The 19,100-nt window shown below is 56.4% G+C and carries 20 protein-coding genes; 5 read left to right on the plus strand and 15 right to left on the minus strand.

The window, feature by feature from the left end:
- Positions 1 to 153 precede the first annotated feature (153 nt).
- Entirely contained in the window at positions 154 to 1,443 is a 1,290-nt protein-coding gene (gene gltA / locus DY251_RS11760) for a citrate synthase (protein ID WP_116624108.1), read from the plus strand.
- A gap of 57 nt (positions 1,444 to 1,500) precedes the next feature.
- On the opposite strand, the gene lpxB is transcribed toward gltA, so the two are convergent.
- From lpxB to DY251_RS11830, 14 genes are all read right to left on the minus strand, one after another.
- On the minus strand, positions 1,501 to 2,661 hold the full coding sequence (gene lpxB, locus DY251_RS11765) for a lipid-A-disaccharide synthase (RefSeq protein WP_116624109.1): 1,161 nt from the start codon (positions 2,659 to 2,661) through the stop codon (positions 1,501 to 1,503).
- Positions 2,658 to 3,530, minus strand: coding sequence for an LpxI family protein (locus DY251_RS11770; protein ID WP_116624110.1), 873 nt, complete (start codon positions 3,528 to 3,530; stop codon positions 2,658 to 2,660). Before DY251_RS11770 ends, lpxB begins: the two co-directional genes overlap by 4 nt.
- Complete coding sequence (gene lpxA, locus DY251_RS11775; protein WP_116624111.1) at positions 3,523 to 4,356, minus strand: acyl-ACP--UDP-N-acetylglucosamine O-acyltransferase; 834 nt, start codon at positions 4,354 to 4,356, stop codon at positions 3,523 to 3,525. The genes DY251_RS11770 and lpxA overlap by 8 nt, the downstream gene beginning before the upstream one ends.
- Positions 4,357 to 4,359: 3 nt before the next feature.
- Positions 4,360 to 4,824, minus strand: coding sequence for a 3-hydroxyacyl-ACP dehydratase FabZ (fabZ, locus tag DY251_RS11780; RefSeq protein WP_116624262.1), 465 nt, complete (start codon positions 4,822 to 4,824; stop codon positions 4,360 to 4,362).
- Positions 4,817 to 5,866 (minus strand): UDP-3-O-(3-hydroxymyristoyl)glucosamine N-acyltransferase, encoded by a 1,050-nt coding sequence (lpxD, locus tag DY251_RS11785; protein WP_116624112.1) that lies wholly within the window; start codon positions 5,864 to 5,866, stop codon positions 4,817 to 4,819. Before lpxD ends, fabZ begins: the two co-directional genes overlap by 8 nt.
- A 40-nt stretch (positions 5,867 to 5,906) precedes the next feature.
- Positions 5,907 to 8,303, minus strand: coding sequence for an outer membrane protein assembly factor BamA (gene bamA, locus DY251_RS11790; RefSeq protein WP_116624113.1), 2,397 nt, complete (start codon positions 8,301 to 8,303; stop codon positions 5,907 to 5,909).
- A 214-nt stretch (positions 8,304 to 8,517) separates the two neighbouring features.
- Positions 8,518 to 9,657 carry an RIP metalloprotease RseP gene (rseP, locus tag DY251_RS11795; RefSeq protein ID WP_116624114.1) on the minus strand — a complete coding sequence of 380 codons (1,140 nt, stop codon included), beginning with the start codon at positions 9,655 to 9,657 and terminating at the stop codon, positions 8,518 to 8,520.
- Between the two features lie 113 nt (positions 9,658 to 9,770).
- The gene (locus DY251_RS11800) at positions 9,771 to 10,583 is read right to left on the minus strand and encodes a phosphatidate cytidylyltransferase (protein WP_116624263.1); all 813 of its coding nucleotides are present in this window, start codon (positions 10,581 to 10,583) and stop codon (positions 9,771 to 9,773) included.
- Between the two features lie 26 nt (positions 10,584 to 10,609).
- Positions 10,610 to 11,356, minus strand: a complete 747-nt coding sequence (locus tag DY251_RS11805) for an isoprenyl transferase (protein ID WP_281004458.1) — start codon at positions 11,354 to 11,356, stop codon at positions 10,610 to 10,612.
- A gap of 10 nt (positions 11,357 to 11,366) precedes the next feature.
- Entirely contained in the window at positions 11,367 to 11,921 is a 555-nt protein-coding gene (gene frr, locus DY251_RS11810) for a ribosome recycling factor (protein WP_116624116.1), read from the minus strand.
- A 27-nt stretch (positions 11,922 to 11,948) separates the two neighbouring features.
- Positions 11,949 to 12,671 (minus strand): UMP kinase, encoded by a 723-nt coding sequence (pyrH, locus tag DY251_RS11815; RefSeq protein ID WP_116624117.1) that lies wholly within the window; start codon positions 12,669 to 12,671, stop codon positions 11,949 to 11,951.
- A 133-nt stretch (positions 12,672 to 12,804) separates the two neighbouring features.
- Complete coding sequence (gene tsf / locus DY251_RS11820) at positions 12,805 to 13,728, minus strand: translation elongation factor Ts (RefSeq protein WP_116624264.1); 924 nt, start codon at positions 13,726 to 13,728, stop codon at positions 12,805 to 12,807.
- Positions 13,729 to 13,859: 131 nt separating this feature from the next.
- Positions 13,860 to 14,645: a 30S ribosomal protein S2 gene (gene rpsB / locus DY251_RS11825; protein WP_116624118.1), complete on the minus strand. Its 786-nt coding sequence runs from the start codon at positions 14,643 to 14,645 to the stop codon at positions 13,860 to 13,862.
- Between the two features lie 197 nt (positions 14,646 to 14,842).
- Positions 14,843 to 15,658, minus strand: a complete 816-nt coding sequence (locus DY251_RS11830; protein ID WP_116624119.1) for a cell envelope integrity EipB family protein — start codon at positions 15,656 to 15,658, stop codon at positions 14,843 to 14,845.
- 147 nt (positions 15,659 to 15,805) lie between these two features.
- On the opposite strand from DY251_RS11830, the gene DY251_RS11835 reads away from it, so the two are divergent.
- From DY251_RS11835 to DY251_RS11845, 3 genes are all read left to right on the plus strand, one after another.
- Positions 15,806 to 16,270: a RidA family protein gene (locus tag DY251_RS11835; RefSeq protein WP_116624120.1), complete on the plus strand. Its 465-nt coding sequence runs from the start codon at positions 15,806 to 15,808 to the stop codon at positions 16,268 to 16,270.
- Between the two features lie 6 nt (positions 16,271 to 16,276).
- On the plus strand, positions 16,277 to 17,005 hold the full coding sequence (locus DY251_RS11840; RefSeq protein WP_116624121.1) for a glycerophosphodiester phosphodiesterase: 729 nt from the start codon (positions 16,277 to 16,279) through the stop codon (positions 17,003 to 17,005).
- 94 nt (positions 17,006 to 17,099) lie between these two features.
- Positions 17,100 to 18,251, plus strand: coding sequence for a GNAT family N-acetyltransferase (locus DY251_RS11845; protein ID WP_245415939.1), 1,152 nt, complete (start codon positions 17,100 to 17,102; stop codon positions 18,249 to 18,251).
- A 2-nt stretch (positions 18,252 to 18,253) separates the two neighbouring features.
- On the opposite strand, the gene DY251_RS11850 is transcribed toward DY251_RS11845, so the two are convergent.
- A complete protein-coding gene (locus tag DY251_RS11850) occupies positions 18,254 to 18,589 on the minus strand; it encodes a DMT family transporter (protein WP_116624123.1) in 336 nt (111 codons plus the stop codon).
- A gap of 80 nt (positions 18,590 to 18,669) precedes the next feature.
- Between DY251_RS11850 and DY251_RS11855 the strand changes: the two genes are divergently transcribed.
- The gene (locus tag DY251_RS11855; RefSeq protein WP_116624124.1) at positions 18,670 to 19,098 is read left to right on the plus strand and encodes an HIT family protein; all 429 of its coding nucleotides are present in this window, start codon (positions 18,670 to 18,672) and stop codon (positions 19,096 to 19,098) included.
- Positions 19,099 to 19,100: the final 2 nt, after the last annotated feature.

Here is a 19,100-nt window from a genome sequence, read left to right on the forward strand (position 1 = left end):
TCAAGCTATTGCGGTGCAACATTGCGGCCCGGTGCCGCTCTGTTCGGCGCCTGCGATGGTGCGACATTCGCTATCGCGTACCTATAGAATTCTATCTGCGCGCCCGGGATATTCTGTCCGTGATCGGCGCGTCATGCCTGAAGGGAGTTTGCCATGACCAACTCGATTGCGAAGCTGGATTTTGATGGAAAGACTCACGAATTTAAGGTGATACAAGGCACTGTAGGGCCAGAAGTTATAGACATCGCCGCCCTCTACAAAGACACGGGCGCGTTCACCTACGATCCGGGGTTCACATCAACTGCCGCATGCGAGTCCAAGATAACCTTTATCGATGGCGATGCTGGGGTGTTGCTGCACCGCGGTTACCCAATCGAGCAATTGGCAGAACATGGTGACTTTCTCGAGGTCTGCTATCTCCTGCTTTATGGAGAATTGCCGACGAAAAGCCAAAAAGAGGATTTCGACTATCGCGTAACGCGCCACACGATGGTGCATGAGCAGATGTCGCGCTTCTTCACCGGGTTCCGTCGTGATGCTCATCCGATGGCAGTCATGTGCGGCGTTGTTGGCGCGCTGTCGGCTTTCTATCACGACTCAACGGACATTTCGGACCCATATCAGCGCATGATTGCGTCGATGCGGTTGATTGCGAAGATGCCCACCATCGCGGCAATGGCGTTCAAGTATCATATCGGTCAGCCTTTCGTTTATCCGAAGAATGAGCTGAGCTACGCGGCCAACTTCCTGCATATGTGCTTTGCCGTGCCGTGCGAGGAATACAAGGTAAACCCAGTGCTTGCGCGCGCGATGGATCGCATCTTTATTCTTCATGCCGATCACGAGCAAAACGCATCGACGTCTACCGTTCGGCTGGCAGGTTCGTCCGGCGCAAATCCATTTGCGTGCATTGCTGCTGGCATTGCGTGCCTTTGGGGACCGGCCCATGGCGGCGCAAACGAAGCTGCACTCAATATGCTCGGCGAGATCGGCAGCGTTGACCGCATTCCAGAGTTCATCGATCGCGCAAAAGACAAGAACGATCCGTTCCGTCTGATGGGTTTCGGCCATCGCGTTTACAAGAACTACGATCCGCGTGCCAAGATCATGCAGAAGACGACGCATGAGGTGCTCGGCGAACTCGGCATCAAGGACGATCCGCTGCTTGATGTGGCAATGGAACTCGAGCGAATCGCGCTAACCGACGATTATTTCATCGAAAAGAAGCTCTATCCGAATATTGATTTCTATTCGGGCATTACGCTCAAGGCGCTTGGCTTCCCGACCACGATGTTCACAGTACTCTTCGCGCTCGCGCGTACGGTTGGCTGGATCGCGCAGTGGAAGGAAATGATCGAAGATCCGCAGCAGAGAATTGGCCGCCCGCGGCAGTTGTATACCGGTGCGCCAGAGCGCGATTATGTGCCGATCGCGAAACGCTGACATCTAGCTACAAGCATTTCAAAGGGGCGTTGCAACTATCGCGGCGCCCCTTTTGCTTTATTTCGCGATTGATTGCAGCACCACTTCTGCGGCGAGTTCACCCGATGGCCGTGCGGTTTGCATTCGATGCCTAACCTCATCGAATCCCTGCTTTTGCCACTGCCGAAAGGCGGTGTCGTCCATCAGCGATTCTAGCTGTCTTGCCACATAGGCGGGGCGCAACATCTCATCGATATATTCAGGAACCACGACACGGTCCGCGATCAGGTTAGGCAATGAGGCGGACCAAGCCGTGATCCATTTGCGGGCCACTCGCGCAACAGGATCCAGTTTGTACGTCGAAATCATCGGGACGTCAGACAGCGCAAGCTCCAGCGCCACCGTACCGGAGGCGATAAGCGCGGCATCGGCCTCACCAAAGGCGCCCCATTTCTCATCCTGCCCCAACAAGATTTTTGGCTTTTCAGGCCAAGCGCTTACCGCCTGCTGAACCAACGCTGCAACATTTGAAACCGTGGGCAGAACCATCTCCAGCTTTCGGCCTCTAGCGTGCAAGATTTCTACAATCTCGCGAAAAGGCTCGATCAATGCACGCACTTCTCCCTTCCGGGAACCAGGCAGCAGCAACAATTTGGCTGGTTCGGCAGGATCACGCGAAGACTTTTCGCGCTGTCTGCGTGCGGCTTTGAGAATTCCGGTATAATGCGACAATCGATGTCCGACGAACGTGCCCGGCGGACCACCAAGCCGCACCAATTCTTCAGGTTCAAACGGTAGCAGGCAAAGAATGTGGTCGACATAAGGGCGCATCGCGCGCGCCCTGCCCGGTCGCCATGCCCAGACGCTCGGGCAAACATAGTGGATAATTGGAATCTTTGGCGCACTTGCCCGAACCTTCGCAGCAACTCGCAGATTAAAGTCGGGACTATCGACAGTTATCAAGCAATCCGGTTGCTCGGCGGCAATGTAGCGCGCAGTTGATCCTATCCGCGAAATCAGGCGCGGCAGATCCTTTACAATCGCACTTAGCCCCATGAGCGCAATGTCGCTGGAAGGAAACAGCGATTTCAGGCCAAGTCCACTTAGTTCGTGGCCGCCAACACCGATGAGTTTAATCTCTCTTTGCGTGTTCGACTGAAGCGCGCGAATTAGATCGGCCGCCAGCAGTTCTCCCGATTCCTCGCCGGCTATCACCGCGATTTTCAACGGGCGGCTCAACGCTGTGCCTCCGAAGGCAGCCCGACAACAAAAACCCCTAAAGAATCGGCGCGTTCAATCATCTCTTTGAAGCCAAGCGCGAGGGTTGAGTCAGCCAGAACGGCCACGCCGTTGAGTTTTGCTGCGGCAACCCGCTCAACGGTTTGCACGCCAATCCCTGGCAAATCTATACGCCATTCCTGACCGGGCTTTACGCTCTTGACCAGAACGCCACCTGGCTTACCCGCCAATCGTCCGTGGCCACGCAGTTGGGCGACGCGCTCCAGCAATCCATCGGTGCCCTCGATACCCTCCAGCGCAATTGCCCGGCCACCAATTGCAACAGCCGCCTGCCCGATATCCAGCGATCCAATTGCCTGCGCCGCTTCAAGCGCCGCCTGAATATCGCGCATATCGCTTTTGGTTGGGCGCTTTTTGGTATGAACGCCTTCTGATACGAGAAGGTCCGGCAGAATTTCGTGCGCGCCAAGTACCTTGATTCCCTGCTGCTCTACGTGGCCGACCAAACTGCGCAGTAGCGCATCATCTCCCTGACCCAATGCTTTCGCGAGTTTCGGTAAGACCGCCAATAGTGGCATTATTGGCCAAATCGAAAAAAAGCGGGGCCTGCGCGCGACAGTTCCGGCAAAAACCAACTGGCTTATCCCGCGAGATTTTAGGTGGGAAAGCAGACCACCTGCGGCCTCAAGCTCAATTGTAGTGTTCGGAAAAGCAGCAAATGCGTCCGGATTTTCCACCTCGCCTGCTATCATTACGATATAGGCGCCCAAACCGCGGGAGGCGAGCGCGTTTGCGAGCTCGATTGGAAGGCGGCCGCCGCCCGCAATTATTGCGGTAACAGGACTTTGCGCCGCGCCGGCGCTAGCCATCGGATTCAGGTGCGTCGACAGCACCACCCTTAACCGGCGGCGTAACGAAGTATCGTTTGCCACGCACACTCAGGAAATCAACGATTCGCATGGAAAGCGGAGAGGCCGCGAATTTTTCGCGCGCGATTTGTAGATTGTCGGCCATTGGGCGGGATTGGTCAAAAATTGTCAGATACGCCTCGCGCACCATACGGATATCGTCTTTGCTCATGCCCGATCGCCGCATGCCGACAATGTTCAATCCCCGAAGGTCAGCAAGATTGCCTTGCGCCATGCCAAAAGGAATAACATCGCCCGAAATGCCCGACATGCCCGCGAGAAACGCATTGTTGCCCACCCGCACAAACTGAAGGACAGCGGTCAGGCCACCTATCGTCACATTGTCGCCGATCTCGCAGTGACCGGCCAGTGTTGCGCCGTTCGCCATAATGACATTGTCACCAACAATGCAATCATGCGCGACATGGCAATACGCCATTATAAAGCAGTTTTTTCCAACCGCCGTATGGCCGCGACTGGAATCAGATCCGGCATGGATCGTCGCCGCTTCCCGAATGGTCGTTCCCGCACCGATGGTAAGCGTCGTGACCCCACCTTTATGCGCTAGATTTTGAGGTTCCTCGCCGAGCGCTGCGTGCGGATACACGCGACAATTGTCGCCGAGGGTCGTTGCACCAGCAATCGATACGTGACTGGAAAGCCTTACGTTTTCGCCAATGACGACCGAAGGCCCAATGTGGCAAAAGGGACCGATAACCGACCCCTTTCCGATTGTAGCGCCCCGCTCCACAACGGAGCTTGGGTGAATCGTAGCGCCTTCTGGCATATGCTATTCCGTCTTTGGCGAGATCATTGCGGAAATCTCCGCCTCTGCAGCTTTTGCGCCATCGACCATCGCCTCACACGCAAAACGCCAGATGTTCCCACGCTTTTTTGTCTTGCGAACATGGATTTCGAGTCTATCGCCCGGCACGACCGGCCGACGGAACTTCGCATTATCAATGGTCATGAAATAGACCAGCGTCGGCTTGTCAGCCCCGCTTGAATTTACACAGATCGCGCCTGCCGTTTGCGCCATAGCCTCAATGATGAGCACGCCAGGCATGACAGGATGATCAGGGAAATGGCCCTGGAAATGCGGCTCATTGAATGTGACGTTCTTTATCCCTATCGCGGAATCATCGCCGTCGATTTCCACGATCCGATCTACCAGAAGCAGCGGATAGCGGTGCGGCAAAAGCCGCAACAGCTTCAATATATCGACCGCCTCAAGCTTGGAGCCGGATTCACTCATGCGCATCTCCCGATTTGCGCCCCGCGAGCTTGCGGATGGCTGATACCTGCCGGAAGAAATCTCTTACCGGCACGGCTGGCGCGCCTGCCCAACGGGCGTCGTCCGGAATATTATCCATGACACCCGAGGCGGCTGCAATCTGCACACGCGAGCCGATGGTTACGTGATCTGCAATGCCCACACGCCCCCCGAGCATTACATAATCACCTAACGTAACGGACCCCGACAGACCACAGTGGCCAGCAATAACGCAACCGCGCCCAATTTTCACGTTATGAGCGACCTGAACGAGATTGTCGATCTTGGTGGCTTCACCAATGATCGTATCGTCAAGCGCTCCTCGATCAACGGTCGAATTTGCGCCAATCTCAACATCATCCTGAATGATGACGCGACCGAGCTGCGGCATGCGCTCTGGGCCTTTTTCACCAAAGACAAAGCCAAAGCCATCCTGACCGATGCGCGCTCCACCGTGAATTGTGACCCTGTCGCCAATGAGCGCGTACTGAACAGACGCACCCGGCCCGACATAGCCGTTTCTGCCGATCTTGCAGCCATGACCGATCGCGGCATTCGGCGCAACAACAGTGCCTGCGCCAATGGCAGCGTTCGGCCCAATCACCGCGCCGGCTTCGACTATCGCCCCATCTTCAATCATAGCTGAAGGATCGACCGTGGCGTGCGGTGATACGCCCCGTTCAGCGGTTAACGGACCGGGAATAGCCGACGCCGGAAACATCACGCGCCCAACCCGCGCGAAAGCCAACTGAGGCCGACGATGCGCGATTGCTACGGTGCCTGAACAAACTTCGCTGACGAGATCCGGTGTGCAAATAACCGCGGTCGCGGAGAGTTTTTTAAGAAGAGCAGCGTGCTTGCGCCCTTCCACAAAAACCAGTGTGCCCACGCCTCCGGCTTCAGCTTTTGCCAGACCTGATATTTCGGCGCTCTCGTCAACGCCATCTGAAAGTGACGCGCCAACCAATCGCGCCACATCACCCACGGTGAAGCGCCGCGAAGGAACGAAAAAATCGGTGGTCATGCAAACCTGTGGTTCTGACGGGCGCACAAGCGCCCGTGCCTTAGAACTTTGTGGATACGCCGAAGCTGAATTCCTGAACTTGGTCGTAATCTTCCTTGACGACAGGAATTGCGTAATCAACCCGCAGCGGACCGAAAGGCGACGCCCACAGCAAGCCGACACCAACCGATGCGCGCCATTTCATGTCGTCACCCTGAACGTTTACACCAGCAACATTGATGTCACTGCCATAAAGCGTTGCAGCATCAGCGAACACTGCGCCGCGCAGGCCGAGCGCTTCTGGCACCATCGGAAGTGGGAATTGCGCTTCCGCAGATGCATTGATGTAGGTCGTACCACCAAGATGGTTTTCTTCAGGATTATCAACGTTCGCGTCATAAGGACCGATGCCGTTGTAATCAAAACCACGAATAATGCGGTTGCTGCTCTTGAACTGGTCGAAAATGCGCAGACCGTCATCGCCATTGGCTATGATGTGACCGCCGCCCACCGACACAAGACCAACAATGTCCATCTCTTCGCTGAGGGTCTTATACGCCAGAGCGCGCGCGGTAAGCTTCAGATAATCAGCATCACCGCCAAGTCCGGCATACTCAGTGGTGAACGTGCCATAAAGCCCTTCACGTGGGTTCTTCTTATCGTCAATGGTGTCGTAAACGATTGTTCCACTGACGGCCGACTTAACCCACGGCGATTCCTGGCTGAGTTCGATTGCCTGAATTACCGCCTGCGAAAGGTTCGGCGCGCAATTTGCGTCAGGAATGCCGTCGTCGTTGGCATCACACGTATCACGATAGCTGTATTCTTCCTGCGAATACGTATAGGCGAGCTGAGTGGAGATCGACTCCGTGATCGGCAAGCCGAAGCGCACCGTTCCGCCAGTCTGCGCACTTTCATAATAGGTGTAACGGCGTGTGTTGCGGAATATGTCGAAACCAGCGGAAATGCGGTTTCCGAGGAAATACGGCTCCGTGAAGGAGAACATGAAGTCCTTGGAATTCTCACCGCCACCCGCCGACAGACGAATGAACTGACCGCGACCAAGGAAGTTGCGCTCGGTGATCGAGCCTTCAGCCGTCGGACCCGACGTTTCACCACCGGTCGAATAACCGGCACCGATGGCAAATTCGCCAGTCGACTTCTCGACAACGTCAACAACAAGCACGACTTGATCTGGCTGTGAACCTGGAGCCGTCGAAATATCGACCTTCTGGAAGTAATCGAGCTTTTCGAGACGACGCTTCGCGCGCTGGATCAAGACCTGATTGAACGCATCGCCCTCGCTGATATCGAATTCGCGGCGAATAACGTAATCGCGCGTACGGTCGTTACCGCGAATTTCGATACGCTCGACATAAGCGCGAGTGCCCTGATCAATCGTGTACACCACGTCGATCGTGTGATTCTCGAAATTACGATCACCGCGCGGCGTGACCTGCGCAAATGCGTAACCGCGGCCAGCAACTGTTTCGGTCAAAGCGATGATCGTGTCTTCAACGTCCTTAGCGCTGTACCAGCTGCCCGAACGCGTTTCGACAACGGAATTCAACGAATTAGCGTCGATTTCCGCGATGCTGCTTTCAACGCTGATATTGCCGAAGCGATAACGCTCGCCTTCTTCGACCGTGATATTGATCGTGTATTCGTTGGTCGCGTCGTTCAGGTCGGCGGTAGCCGAAATGACCTGAAAGTCCGCATATCCACGATTGAAGTAGAAACGGCGCAGCGATTCCTCGTCCGCGCGCAAGCGATCATCACTATAAATATCGTCGCGGAAGAGGAAGGAAAGATAGCCGGAAGCCTTGGTCGATATGACCTGCGCCAGGCGGCGGTCGCTGTAAGCGTTGTTGCCGTTGAAGTTTACGGCAGCAATCTTCGTGCGCCCACCTTCATTGATTTCGAAAACGACATTTACGCGATTATTGCCAAGATTGATGACCTGAGTGCGCACAGTCGCATCATCACGGCCAATCGCCGAATACGCGTCCTTGATTGTCTGTGCGTCTGATTCCATCTGCGCGCTGGAAAAAGCCGAGCGCGGCTTCAGCTGAACCGAATTGGAAAGCTGCGTGTCCTTGACCTTCTTGTTGCCCTGGAAGAGCACCTGATTGACGATCTGGTGCTCGGAGACTTGAACGACAAGCGTGGAGCCGGAGACGTTCACCTTCACATCGGAATAGAGCCCGGTCGCAAAAAGACGCTTCACAGCTTCATCGATGTCGTCGCTGCTTACGTTTTGCCCCGGCTGAATGCCGATCTGGTTGCGAACAGTAGCCGCATCAATGTCTTCGCTTCCGCGAACATCGATATTACGGATGACTGCAGCATGAGCCACGGAGATTGTTGCCAACTCCACGACAACTGCGCCAGGAAGCACAATCGCGGCGGACATCGCCACCGCGGACGCGGCGCTTAGATAACGAGTACGTGCCTTCATCGGGCCTTACTACCTTTTTTCTCGAAGTCCCCACGGCGAGAAGACCGGACTTTCTGGGATTCCCGATCCCGTAATAACGAGATTTTCCCTACACGCAAGGCTCCGGGTTAATTTCAATTTACTAAGCACCGAAGCGTGGCAAACGCGTCACGCCTTACTCGACACTATGGTAAATACTGTGTCAATTTTCAGCGATTTTGATCTAGTTTTCGGTCTAGCAGCCGAAAATGTCGTTCCAGAATACGAATCCCATAAACATCAGCACGAGGAAGAATCCCGCGCGATACACGGCTTCCATCGCCCGTTCGGAGACAGGTTTGCGCCATATCGCCTCGATTCCATAGAAAACGAGATGCCCGCCATCCAGCGGGGGAATCGGCAAAAGATTGAGAAATCCAATGCCCACGGACAATAGCGCGACTAATTGAACCAGCCATTCGAAACCAAGTTTGGCCGCCTGCCCCGAAATTTTCGCGATCTTGACGGGACCGCCAAGTTGGCAGCGATCCTCACGGCCAATGACGAAGCGTTTCAAAAATTGACCCGTTTGACCTATGATCGTACCGGTTTCGCGCACCGCTTCGACAACCGAACCGACCGCGCCATAGCGCTCGACACGCGGTTGACCTAACTTTTCATCGTTCACGACGCCTATGACGCCGACATTCACCTTGTTGCCCAGCGCGTCTTCCTGCTCCACCACGCGCGGCGTTGCGACGAGGCTTACTTCCTTGTCGCCGCGATGCATGACGAAAACGAGTGGGTCGCCCGCCCTGCCCGACACCAGTCGGCGCACATCCGAAAACGTCGTAACCGACGTTCCATCAACCGAAACGAATCGGTCGCCCGGCATAAACCCGGCTTCCTCTGCAGCCGAACCCGGCTGAATGCTTGCCACCATCGGCTCGCTAACGGTGCGGCCATAGGCGTAAAACATCACCGCAAAAACAGCTATTGTGAGCAGAAAATTGAACATCGGCCCGGCAAAAACCGTGAGCGCGCGCTTCCAGACCGGCTGCGTGTGAAAGGCTACTCGCCTTTCACTTTCCGTCAGTTTTTCGAGTTCTTCGCCATCCGGCGTGCTCGTGGCGTTCATATCGCCTACGAATTTGACGTAACCGCCGAGAGGAATTGCGGAGAGCTTCCAGCGCGTTCCGCGACGATCATTAAAGCCGATAATTTCGGGCCCAAAGCCAATTGAAAAAGCTTTGACACCGATTCCGCACCACCGGCCCACAAGATAGTGGCCCATCTCGTGCACGAAAACGACAACGGTAAGAACGAATATGAATGGGACGAGCGTGCCCAATAGCACCCCGTCTGTGCTGAACAATGTCGTCAAGAACTCACCCACCCAATCCGCCGCTTAGCTGTTTCAATGCAATACGCAAGGATGACGCCAAAGAAAAGGCAGCGCAAACAACCCGCGTCGCAACTAGGCGTGAACAAAGCAGGGCCTGATGCGCGCTAACCGAATATCCCATGTGCGGGAAAATCCAATCCGCCGCCAAATACGCCCGCGACATATAGTGCAATGGCAGCGATAACGAGCCCGTCGACCCTGTCCATCACGCCACCATGGCCGGGTATGATTTGGCTGGAGTCCTTCACCCCGTGTTGCCGCTTGATCCAGGATTCGAACAGATCGCCGACCTGAGACAAAGCCGAAAGCACCAGCGCAAGGCCAACGTAGAGCAGTGGATTCCCCAAATCCAACCACGACACCAGGATTAACGCGGAGAGTGCCCCGCCTATGAGGCCGCCAATCGCGCCGCTTTGCGTTTTGCCGGGCGAAATGGAGGGGGCGAGCTTTGGCCCGCCAATGATGCGACCCACGAAATAAGCGAGTATGTCTGTTGCCCAGACAACGGCAAAGAGGAAGAGAATCGCAGCAAGGCCCCGTCCGTCATCGGCTCTTAAATAGGCAAGTGCCGCTCCCGAAAATCCGGCATAGGCAAGCGCAATAGTGGTCCAGCGATCTGTTTTCGAGAGGACGGAATATAGCAACGTGACCACAATGCCCGCGGCCAGCATAAGCAAAACCAGCAATGCCTGTACGTTGAACAGCAGCGCGAGCATTGCGACCGCGAAAAATACAGCAGCTACGGATTGATTGAACCAGTTGGAATCATTGCGAGACATGCGACAAAGTTCGACAAACATCCCGACCGCGATCACCACGCTCAGCAGCCGGAATGGTCCCCCGCCACGCCAGGTCATCAGCAGCACGACCGCGGCGAGAACCACCGCGGAAATGATCCGAAGCTGAAGGTTGCTCATAGGTTGGCGCGGTTCGCTGGTGGCACTCATGATGCGACAGCTCCAGCCTTGCGCCCGCCAAACCTTCGGTCGCGCTCGCCAAACATTCGTATTGCCTCCTCAAAATCGGCGGCGCCGAAATCTGGCCAATAGCATGCGAGAAACAGCAATTCACTGTAAGCGCTCTGCCAGAGCAGGAAGTTTGACAGGCGCATCTCGCCGCTCGTGCGAATCACCAGATCCGGATCAGGCATGCCGGCAGTGTCCAGCAGGGCCGCGAAACGTTCAGAATCAATATCGGAAGGCTCGATCTCGCCGCGCTTTGCAGCCTCGGCCAGCTTTTGGGCCGCGCGCACAATCTCATCGCGGGCACCATAATTGAAAGCGATATTCAGGTTGAGACTCGTATTCAGCGCGGTCAGCGATTCCGCCTCGGCCAGAAGGGCGAGAATATCCGGAGCCAGCCCCTCCCTACCCCCGATGATGCGCACGCGAACCCCCGATTTGTGCAGTTCGGCCAGATCGCGACGAATAAAGAGTTTGAGCAACCCCATGAGGTCGCTTACCTCGGACTGCGGACGCGACCAGTTTTCGGAGGAAAAAGCATAAAGCGTGAGCCATTCGACGCCCAGATCCGGCGCGGCGCGAACGGTTGCGCGCAAAGCCTCGACACCGGCGCGGTGACCGGCAGCTCGCGGCAGGCCGCGCGCCTTCGCCCAGCGGCCATTGCCATCCATGATTATCGCGACGTGAACGGGCGTCCCCATATTTGCGTCTTCCTCTGCATCGAACAGCGGAAGCCTCCTAGACCTGCAAAATCTCGGCTTCTTTTCCGCTCAGCAAGCTGTCGATCATGTTGATCGTATCATCGGTAAGTTTCTGAACTTTTTCAGATTCGCGGCGATGGTCATCTTCACTGATGTCACCGTCTTTCTCGGCTTTTTTCAGGTAGTCCATGCCGTCGCGGCGAACATGCCGAGCCGCAACCTTCGCGTTTTCCGCATAGCCATGCGCAATTTTGGCCAGTTCCTTGCGGCGCTGTTCGTTCAGCTCCGGCAGAGGAATGCGCAGATTATTGCCGTCGACGATTGGATTGAACCCAAGATTGGCCTCGCGAATCGCGCGGTCGACGGCGCCGACCATCGACTTGTCCCAAACATTAACCGCCAACATGCGCGCCTCAGGCACGGAAACCGTGGCCACCTGATTGATAGGCATGGTTGAGCCATAAGCGGGAACTTGAATCGCGTCGAGCAGATTGCTGGAAGCGCGGCCTGTGCGCAGCGATGCAAGATCGTGCTTGAACGCGTTGATCGCACCATCCATCCGGCGCTGAAGATCTTGGAAATCACCACTCATTGCTTTTCTCCCAGCCTGGATTTTTGTCTATTCGTCCGAAACGACCGTGCAACGACCGCCACCGCGCAGGATTTGACCCAGACCACCCTGCTCATGAATTGAATAGACGATTATCGGAATGTGGTTTTCACGCGCAAGGGCAATCGCGGCAGTATCCATGATCGCAAGCCCGCGGCTAATCACTTCCTTATGTGTGATGTGCTCGAAGCGCGTCGCCGTTGGGTCCTTCTTGGGATCTGCCGAATAGACGCCATCGACCTGCGTGCCTTTGAACAGCGCATCCGCTCCAATCTCTGCGGCACGCAGCGCGGCCGCGGAATCCGTTGTGAAGAACGGGTTGCCAGTGCCGCCCGCAAAAATCACAACCTTCCCGGCATTCATATAGGCGGTCGCCTGTCGTTGCGAAAAGCTTTCGCAAAGCTCCGGCATCGCGATGGCTGAGAGCACTACGGCATCGACGCCGATCTTTATAAGCGAGGTGCGCAGGGCGAGCGAATTGATGACCGTTGCCAACATGCCCATGTGGTCGCCGGTAACGCGGTCACCGCCTTTGGACGCGACAGCAACACCGCGGAAGATGTTGCCGCCACCAATTACGACGCCAACCTCGACGCCGAGCTTGCGCGCTTCCGCAATGTCGGACGCGATGCGATCGACAACAGAAACATCAATGCCGAAATGCTGGTCGCCCATCAGCGCCTCACCCGAGGCTTTGAGAAGAATTCGCCGATATTTGGGCTGGCCCGTCATTGTGTCCTCGAACTGCTCACTTGCTGCAATCGCCGGAAGTGCCGCTTGGTGATGAAACCGGTTGCCGGATACACGACGGGCGCCGCGATGTCACGCGGCGCCCGTCGTAAAATGCGTATGAAAAGTGGTTTGCTTACTTCTTGACCGCAGCAGCGACTTCAGCAGCGAAATCGCTTTCTTCCTTCTCGATGCCTTCGCCGAGAGCAAAGCGCACAAAGCCGGTGATCTTTGCCGGAGCACCGATTTCCTTTTCCGCCGCCTTGAGCGCGGCTTCAACGGTCAGGTCGGGGTTCATCACGAATGCCTGCTTTAGCAGAACGACTTCTTCGTAGAACTTGCGAAGACGGCCTTCGACCATCTTTTCGATGATATTCTCCGGCTTGCCGGATGCGCGAGCCTGATCCGAGAAGATCGCCTTTTCGCGCTCGACAGCGGCTGGATCCAGCGCGTCCACGTCCAGCGAAAGCGGGTTGGTTGCAGCAACGTGCATCGCGACCTGACGCGCAAAAGCCTTGGCCGCTGCCGCATTGCCCGTCGTTTCAATCGCCACGAGCACGCCGAGCTTGCCGAGATTGTCGGCTACGCCATTGTGAATGTAGGTCGCAACACTACCATGCTCCACGCCGAGACGTGCTGCACGGCGGAAGCTCATGTTTTCGCCGATGGTGCCGACTGCGTCCTTGATGGTGTCCGTCACCGACTTGTCGGAATGCGGATACTTTGCGGCCGCCGTCTTGGCCGTGTCGCCGCCATGGGCAAGCGCAACCTTGGCAACATTGCGCACCAGATCCTGGAAAGCTTCGTTGCGAGCAACGAAGTCGGTCTCGGAATTGACCTCCACGACGACTGCTTCATGCAAGCCTGCATCGATTCCGATCAAGCCTTCTGCTGCGGTACGGCCAGCCTTCTTGTCAGCCTTGGCGATACCCTTCTTGCGCAGCCAATCTACGGCGGCGTCCATGTCGCCATTCGTCTCGGCCAGCGCGGCCTTGCAGTCCATCATGCCTGCGCCGGTGAGTTCACGCAGTTCCTTAACCTGTGCAGCAGAAATGCTCATCTTTGCCTCTTCGTGTCTTGCAATGCGCGAGCGCACCACCGGAAACCGACGATGCGCTGCACGTAACGCCTTCAAGCGTCAAATTCATGAAAGCAAAGGGCCGCAGACGCGGCCCTCGCCAATGCGGCGGCTTACGCCTCCGGCTTGTCCTCAGCGGGTGCGTCTTCCAACGTCGGCTCAACCGGAGCCACTGAGGAAGCGCCAACGTCGATACCAAGACCGCCCTGCTGGCGTGCAATACCGTCAATCGCAGCCTTTGCGATGAGGTCGCAATACAGCTGGATCGCGCGGGCAGCGTCGTCGTTGCCCGGAATTGGGAAATCGATCTGATCTGGATCGCAATTGCTGTCGATCACGGCGACAACCGGGATGCCGAGACGTTTGGCTTCCTGAATGGCAATCGCTTCCTTGTTGGTATCGATCACGAACATCAGGTCCGGCGTCGAACCCATTTCCTTGATACCGCCGAGAGCCTTGTTCAGCTTCTCGCGTTCACGGTCGAGGTTCAGACGTTCCTTCTTGGTGAAGCCCGAAGCATCGCCACCGGCGAGAATTTCGTCGAGCTTGCGCAGGCGCTGGATCGAGTTGGAAATCGTCTTCCAGTTGGTGAGCATGCCGCCCAGCCAACGCGCGTTGACGTAATACTGGGCCGAACGGCTGGCAGCATCGGCCACGATGTCCGAAGCCTGGCGCTTGGTGCCGACGAACAGGACGCGACCGCCCTTGGCGACAACGTCCGAAACCTGCTTCAACGCGTTATGAAGAAGCGGAACGGTCTGCGACAGGTCGATGATGTGAATGTTGTTGCGTGCGCCGTAGATGTACGACGCCATTTTCGGGTTCCAGCGATGCGTCTGGTGGCCGAAGTGAACGCCAGCTTCAAGCAGCTGACGCATGGAGAAATCTGGCAGAGCCATGCTTTATTTTCCTTTCCGGTTGGCCTCCACGGACGTCTGACAGCTTCGGCTCGAACCGCACGAAAGAGATTACTTTCGGAGATTTTGCCTGTACCGCCACCGGAGGTCTCCGCCGGATTTCTCCCGGTCGAACACCCAAAGTCCGTGTGTGGAATGGCGCGGCATATAGATGGTGCGCACCGATATTGCAACCCCGCCTATTTTTGCGGGCAGGATTTAGGTTCGGGCAGCAGCGCCAGATTGACCAGCTTCCCCTTCATGGAAAAGTCGCCATAGTCCATCACGAGGTCGCGCGTCACGCCATTTGGATGCAGCTTGAAGGAGATTCGATATTCCGGCAGCTCTTCTCCGCCGTCATCATGCATGTCGAAATATGCAATATCGACCGGCCAAAAGCTGTCTTTGCCCAGCAGTTTCAAATCAGCTTTGATTTCCGGGTCGTCCGCCTTGGGTTCGGCCTTCTTGCCCACCACCACGGTCGTGGTCATGACGCGATCGCCATCCTCGGAGCCGTCGAACAGCGTTGTCTCGAAGAAGTTCTCGCCCTTGTCTGCCTTGCCAAGCAATTCAAGCAGATGCTGCGTTGGAAACTGCGTCGATGCCAGTTCGAGCGATTCCTTTTCCGGCTTTTCGATCTTCACATGCAGGCCGTTTGGCTCTTTGGTAGCCGTCCCCCGCAATTCCTTGTCCAAACTGCTGTCGACATAGGATTTCGTGACAAAGCTGAAGTTCTTGCCCTCACCATCCTCGAACGTGGTGGTTTGCTGATCGGTCATACGGCTAACATCGCGCGTATCTATCTGGGTTACAAAGCGAAAGTTCACCGTGTACCCCTCGCAAGGCGATCCATTGAACTCGTAGACCATGCGTCCGGCCAAACCTGTTATGCCGGAGCGGTCGCTCGCCTTGTCCAGCGCCAGATCATATACTGCGCGATGCGGAACGAGTTGCGGCCCGGCCACAGCGGGAGCGGCGGATGCGGCAAGTATGAGAAAAGCAGCGGCTCGGCGCATAGGTTCTCCGGCAAAAGACTCCGGGTCACGAACGCCCGAGTCTGTGAATGATCCGGCATAGCCTAAAAAAAGTCGTGGCGTAAGCGAGGCAAAAAGAGCAGTTTCCGCCCCGGATTGTGCAAACCGCACATAGAACAGGAAAGAATTATGACCGATAAGATTGAAAAGCGCCTCGCCGAAATGGGCGTCACCATTCCAGCAGCAGCAGCCCCGGCCGCCAACTACGTGCCATTCATGCAGTCAGGCAACCTTCTGCTCACGGCAGGCCAGCTTCCCCTGAAAGATGGAAAGCTAGCGGTGAGTGGCTTGCTGGGGCGTGATGTGGATGTGGCTGCCGGCAAGGAGGCGGCGAAATATTGCGCCATCAATATTCTTGCACAGGTCAAAGCGGCGCTTGGGAGCCTCGACCGCATCGGCAAGCTGGTCAAGATCACGGTTTTCGTGGCGTCGGATGCCAGCTTCAATGAACAGCATCTTGTTGCGAATGGCGCGTCGGATTTTCTGGCGGAAGCGCTCGGTGACAAGGGCAAGCACGCACGTTCGGCCGTTGGCGTCGCCTCGCTCCCCCTCAACGCGTCGGTCGAAATTGAAGCAATCGTAGAAGTAGCGTAGCGCGCCATGTCCAAAACCGATCTTGCCTGGCTTACCGAGCGCCCTATCGCGCATCGCGGTCTTCACGATCTCAATCATGAGGTCTGGGAAAATACGCTTTCCGCATTCAAGCGCGCGGCCAAGAAGAACTTCGCGATTGAATGCGACGTTCACCTCACCGCCGATAATGAAGTTGTGGTGTTCCACGACAATGCGTTGGGCAGGCTGACGGGCACAGACGGTTTTATTTCACAGCGCACAGCGGCCGAAATGACGGCGCTGCGGGTGGGTGGCACCAAAGACCATCCGCCCCTCCTCTCCCAACTTCTCGATACGGTCGACGGCAAGGTGCCGCTCATCATCGAGTTGAAAGGCATTCCCGGTTACGATGACGGCCTTGTCGAGGCCGTCGGTCGGCAGTTGGAGCACTACCAGGGCAAAGTCGCCATCATGTCGTTCGATCACTGGCTGATCCGCCAATTCCCGAAACTGCCGGACATCCCAGCGGGACTCACCGCTCTCGGCACCGACAATAAGGACTTCGAGGCGCATTTCTCCATGCTTGGTCATGGCATCGATTTCGTGTCGTATTGCCTCGCGCACCTGCCCAACCCATTCGTCACCTATATCCGCAAACGGCTGAAGATGCCGCTCATAACGTGGACCGTGCGCGACGAAGCAGCCATGCGGTTCAGTGCGCAGCATCATGGGCAGATTACCTTTGAGGGATTCGACCCCGAAATTGCCGTGGCATAGCGCCTTGTCAGCGCCGTATGGCGATGCCACCTAATGCTGCATGGATGATTTGAAGCAAGACAAGGATGCGGCTGGCGGGGAGTATTCCCTTCAAATGGCTTCCAGCATCGGCGCCTTCACGCGCGCCGAATGGGAAGGCTTGGCCGGAACCTCGCGAGATAAATCATCCGGCACTTATAACCCATTCATTTCATATGATTTTTTGACCGCGCTTGAGGAGTCTGCCTGCGCTGTCAGTAAGACTGGTTGGCAGGGTTGCCACCTGCGTCTTGAGGGCGCAGATGGCAAGCTTGTTGGCGCTGTGCCCTGTTACGCGAAGCCTCACAGCCAAGGCGAATACGTGTTCGATCACGGTTGGGCTGATGCGCTGGAACGCGCTGGTGGCAATTATTACCCCAAACTGCAATCGTCTGTGCCGTTCACGCCCGTAACGGGGCCGCGATTGCTGGTTCGGCAAGACGCCGACAGCGCGTCCGTCAAGGCCACGCTTGCCTCCGGTCTTCGCAGTGCCACCAATCGGCTTGGCGTATCGTCCGCCCATGTCACGTTCGCGGAAGAGGCTGACGTTGCCGCGCTTACGAGCGCTGGCTTTCTGGAGCGCGTCGATCAGCAGTTTCATTTCTTCAATCGCGGCTACGGCAGCTACGACGATTTTCTCGCGGACCTTTCTTCGCGCAAACGCAAGGCGCTGAAAAAGGAACGTCGCGAGGCGCTATCTGCCGGCATCACGGTCGAATGGCTGACCGGGACAGACATTACAGAAGAGGCATGGGACAGTTTCTTCCGCTTTTACATGGACACCGGCGGGCGCAAATGGGGTCGCCCTTATCTCAACCGCCGCTTCTTCGCTCTGATTGGCGAGCGTATGGCGAATGACATCCTGCTCGTCATGGCGAAGCGCGACGGGCGCTATATTGCCGGGGCGATCAATTTTATTGGCTCCGACCGTCTGTATGGGCGCAACTGGGGCTGCATCGAAGACCACCCCTTCCTGCATTTCGAGATCTGCTACCACCAAGCCATCGATTTCGCGATTTCGCGCAAACTCGCGGTCGTCGAGGCGGGTGCGCAGGGTGAGCACAAGCTGTCGCGGGGTTATGTCCCGGTGCCCATGCATTCCGCGCATTTCATCCGCCATCCCGGTTTGCGGCGCGCGGTTGCCGACTATCTTATTCGCGAGCGGCAGGAAGCCGAGGCTGTCAGTGCGTACTACAGCGAGCATACCCCATTTCGCAAAGACGAATGAGGTTAGTGCGCCACGGAATTTGAGAACAGGTTGATAACTGCGACGCCAGCGATAATCAGCGCCATGCCGATCAAAGCCGGGGCATCCAGCACCTGCCGAAATACAATCCAGCCAATTGCGGAAATGAACACAATGCCCGCGCCGGACCAGATCGCATAAACCACACCCATCGGCAGAACGCGCAAGCTTAGCGCAAGAAAGTAGAAAGCGAAGCCGTAGGCGACCAGCGACACGATAGTGGGAACGAGCCGCGTAAAACCTGCTGTTTCTTTAAGCGCCGAAGTGCCGACAACCTCGAAGCCGATCGCAACGATCAGCCAGACATAAGTCCAGTTCATGATAAAATCGCTTCCAAATTGGTTGACGCAGTGGCTACGGCGACAAAAAGCTGTCATCAACACTGCGTAGCGAGGCTGATATGACTGCAAAACAATATGATTCCAACAATGTTTTCGCAAAAATCTTGCGGGGCGAAATGCCCGCACACAAGATTTATGAGGACGAAGACACGTTTGCCTTCATGGACATCATGCCGCGCGGTCCCGGTCATTGTCTGGTGATTCCAAAGCGCCCTGCCCGCAACATTCTGGACATTGAGCCCGACAGTCTCGCAACTGTCGCCCGTACCACGCAGAAAATTGCAAAAGCCGTAGTCAAAGCGTTCAATGCAGATGGCGTGACCGTCCAGCAATTCAACGAAAGCGCCGGCGGCCAGATCGTGTTTCACCTGCACATGCACATTATTCCGCGCTTTGAAGGTGTTGCGCTCAATCCGCCAGGCGGCCCGATGGAAGACAGCACCGTTTTGGCGGCCAATGCTGAAAAGATCGCCAAGGCGATCGCTTGAAC

Source organism: Mesorhizobium denitrificans, assembly GCF_003403035.1.
GTDB lineage: Bacteria > Pseudomonadota > Alphaproteobacteria > Rhizobiales > Rhizobiaceae > Mesorhizobium_G > Mesorhizobium_G denitrificans.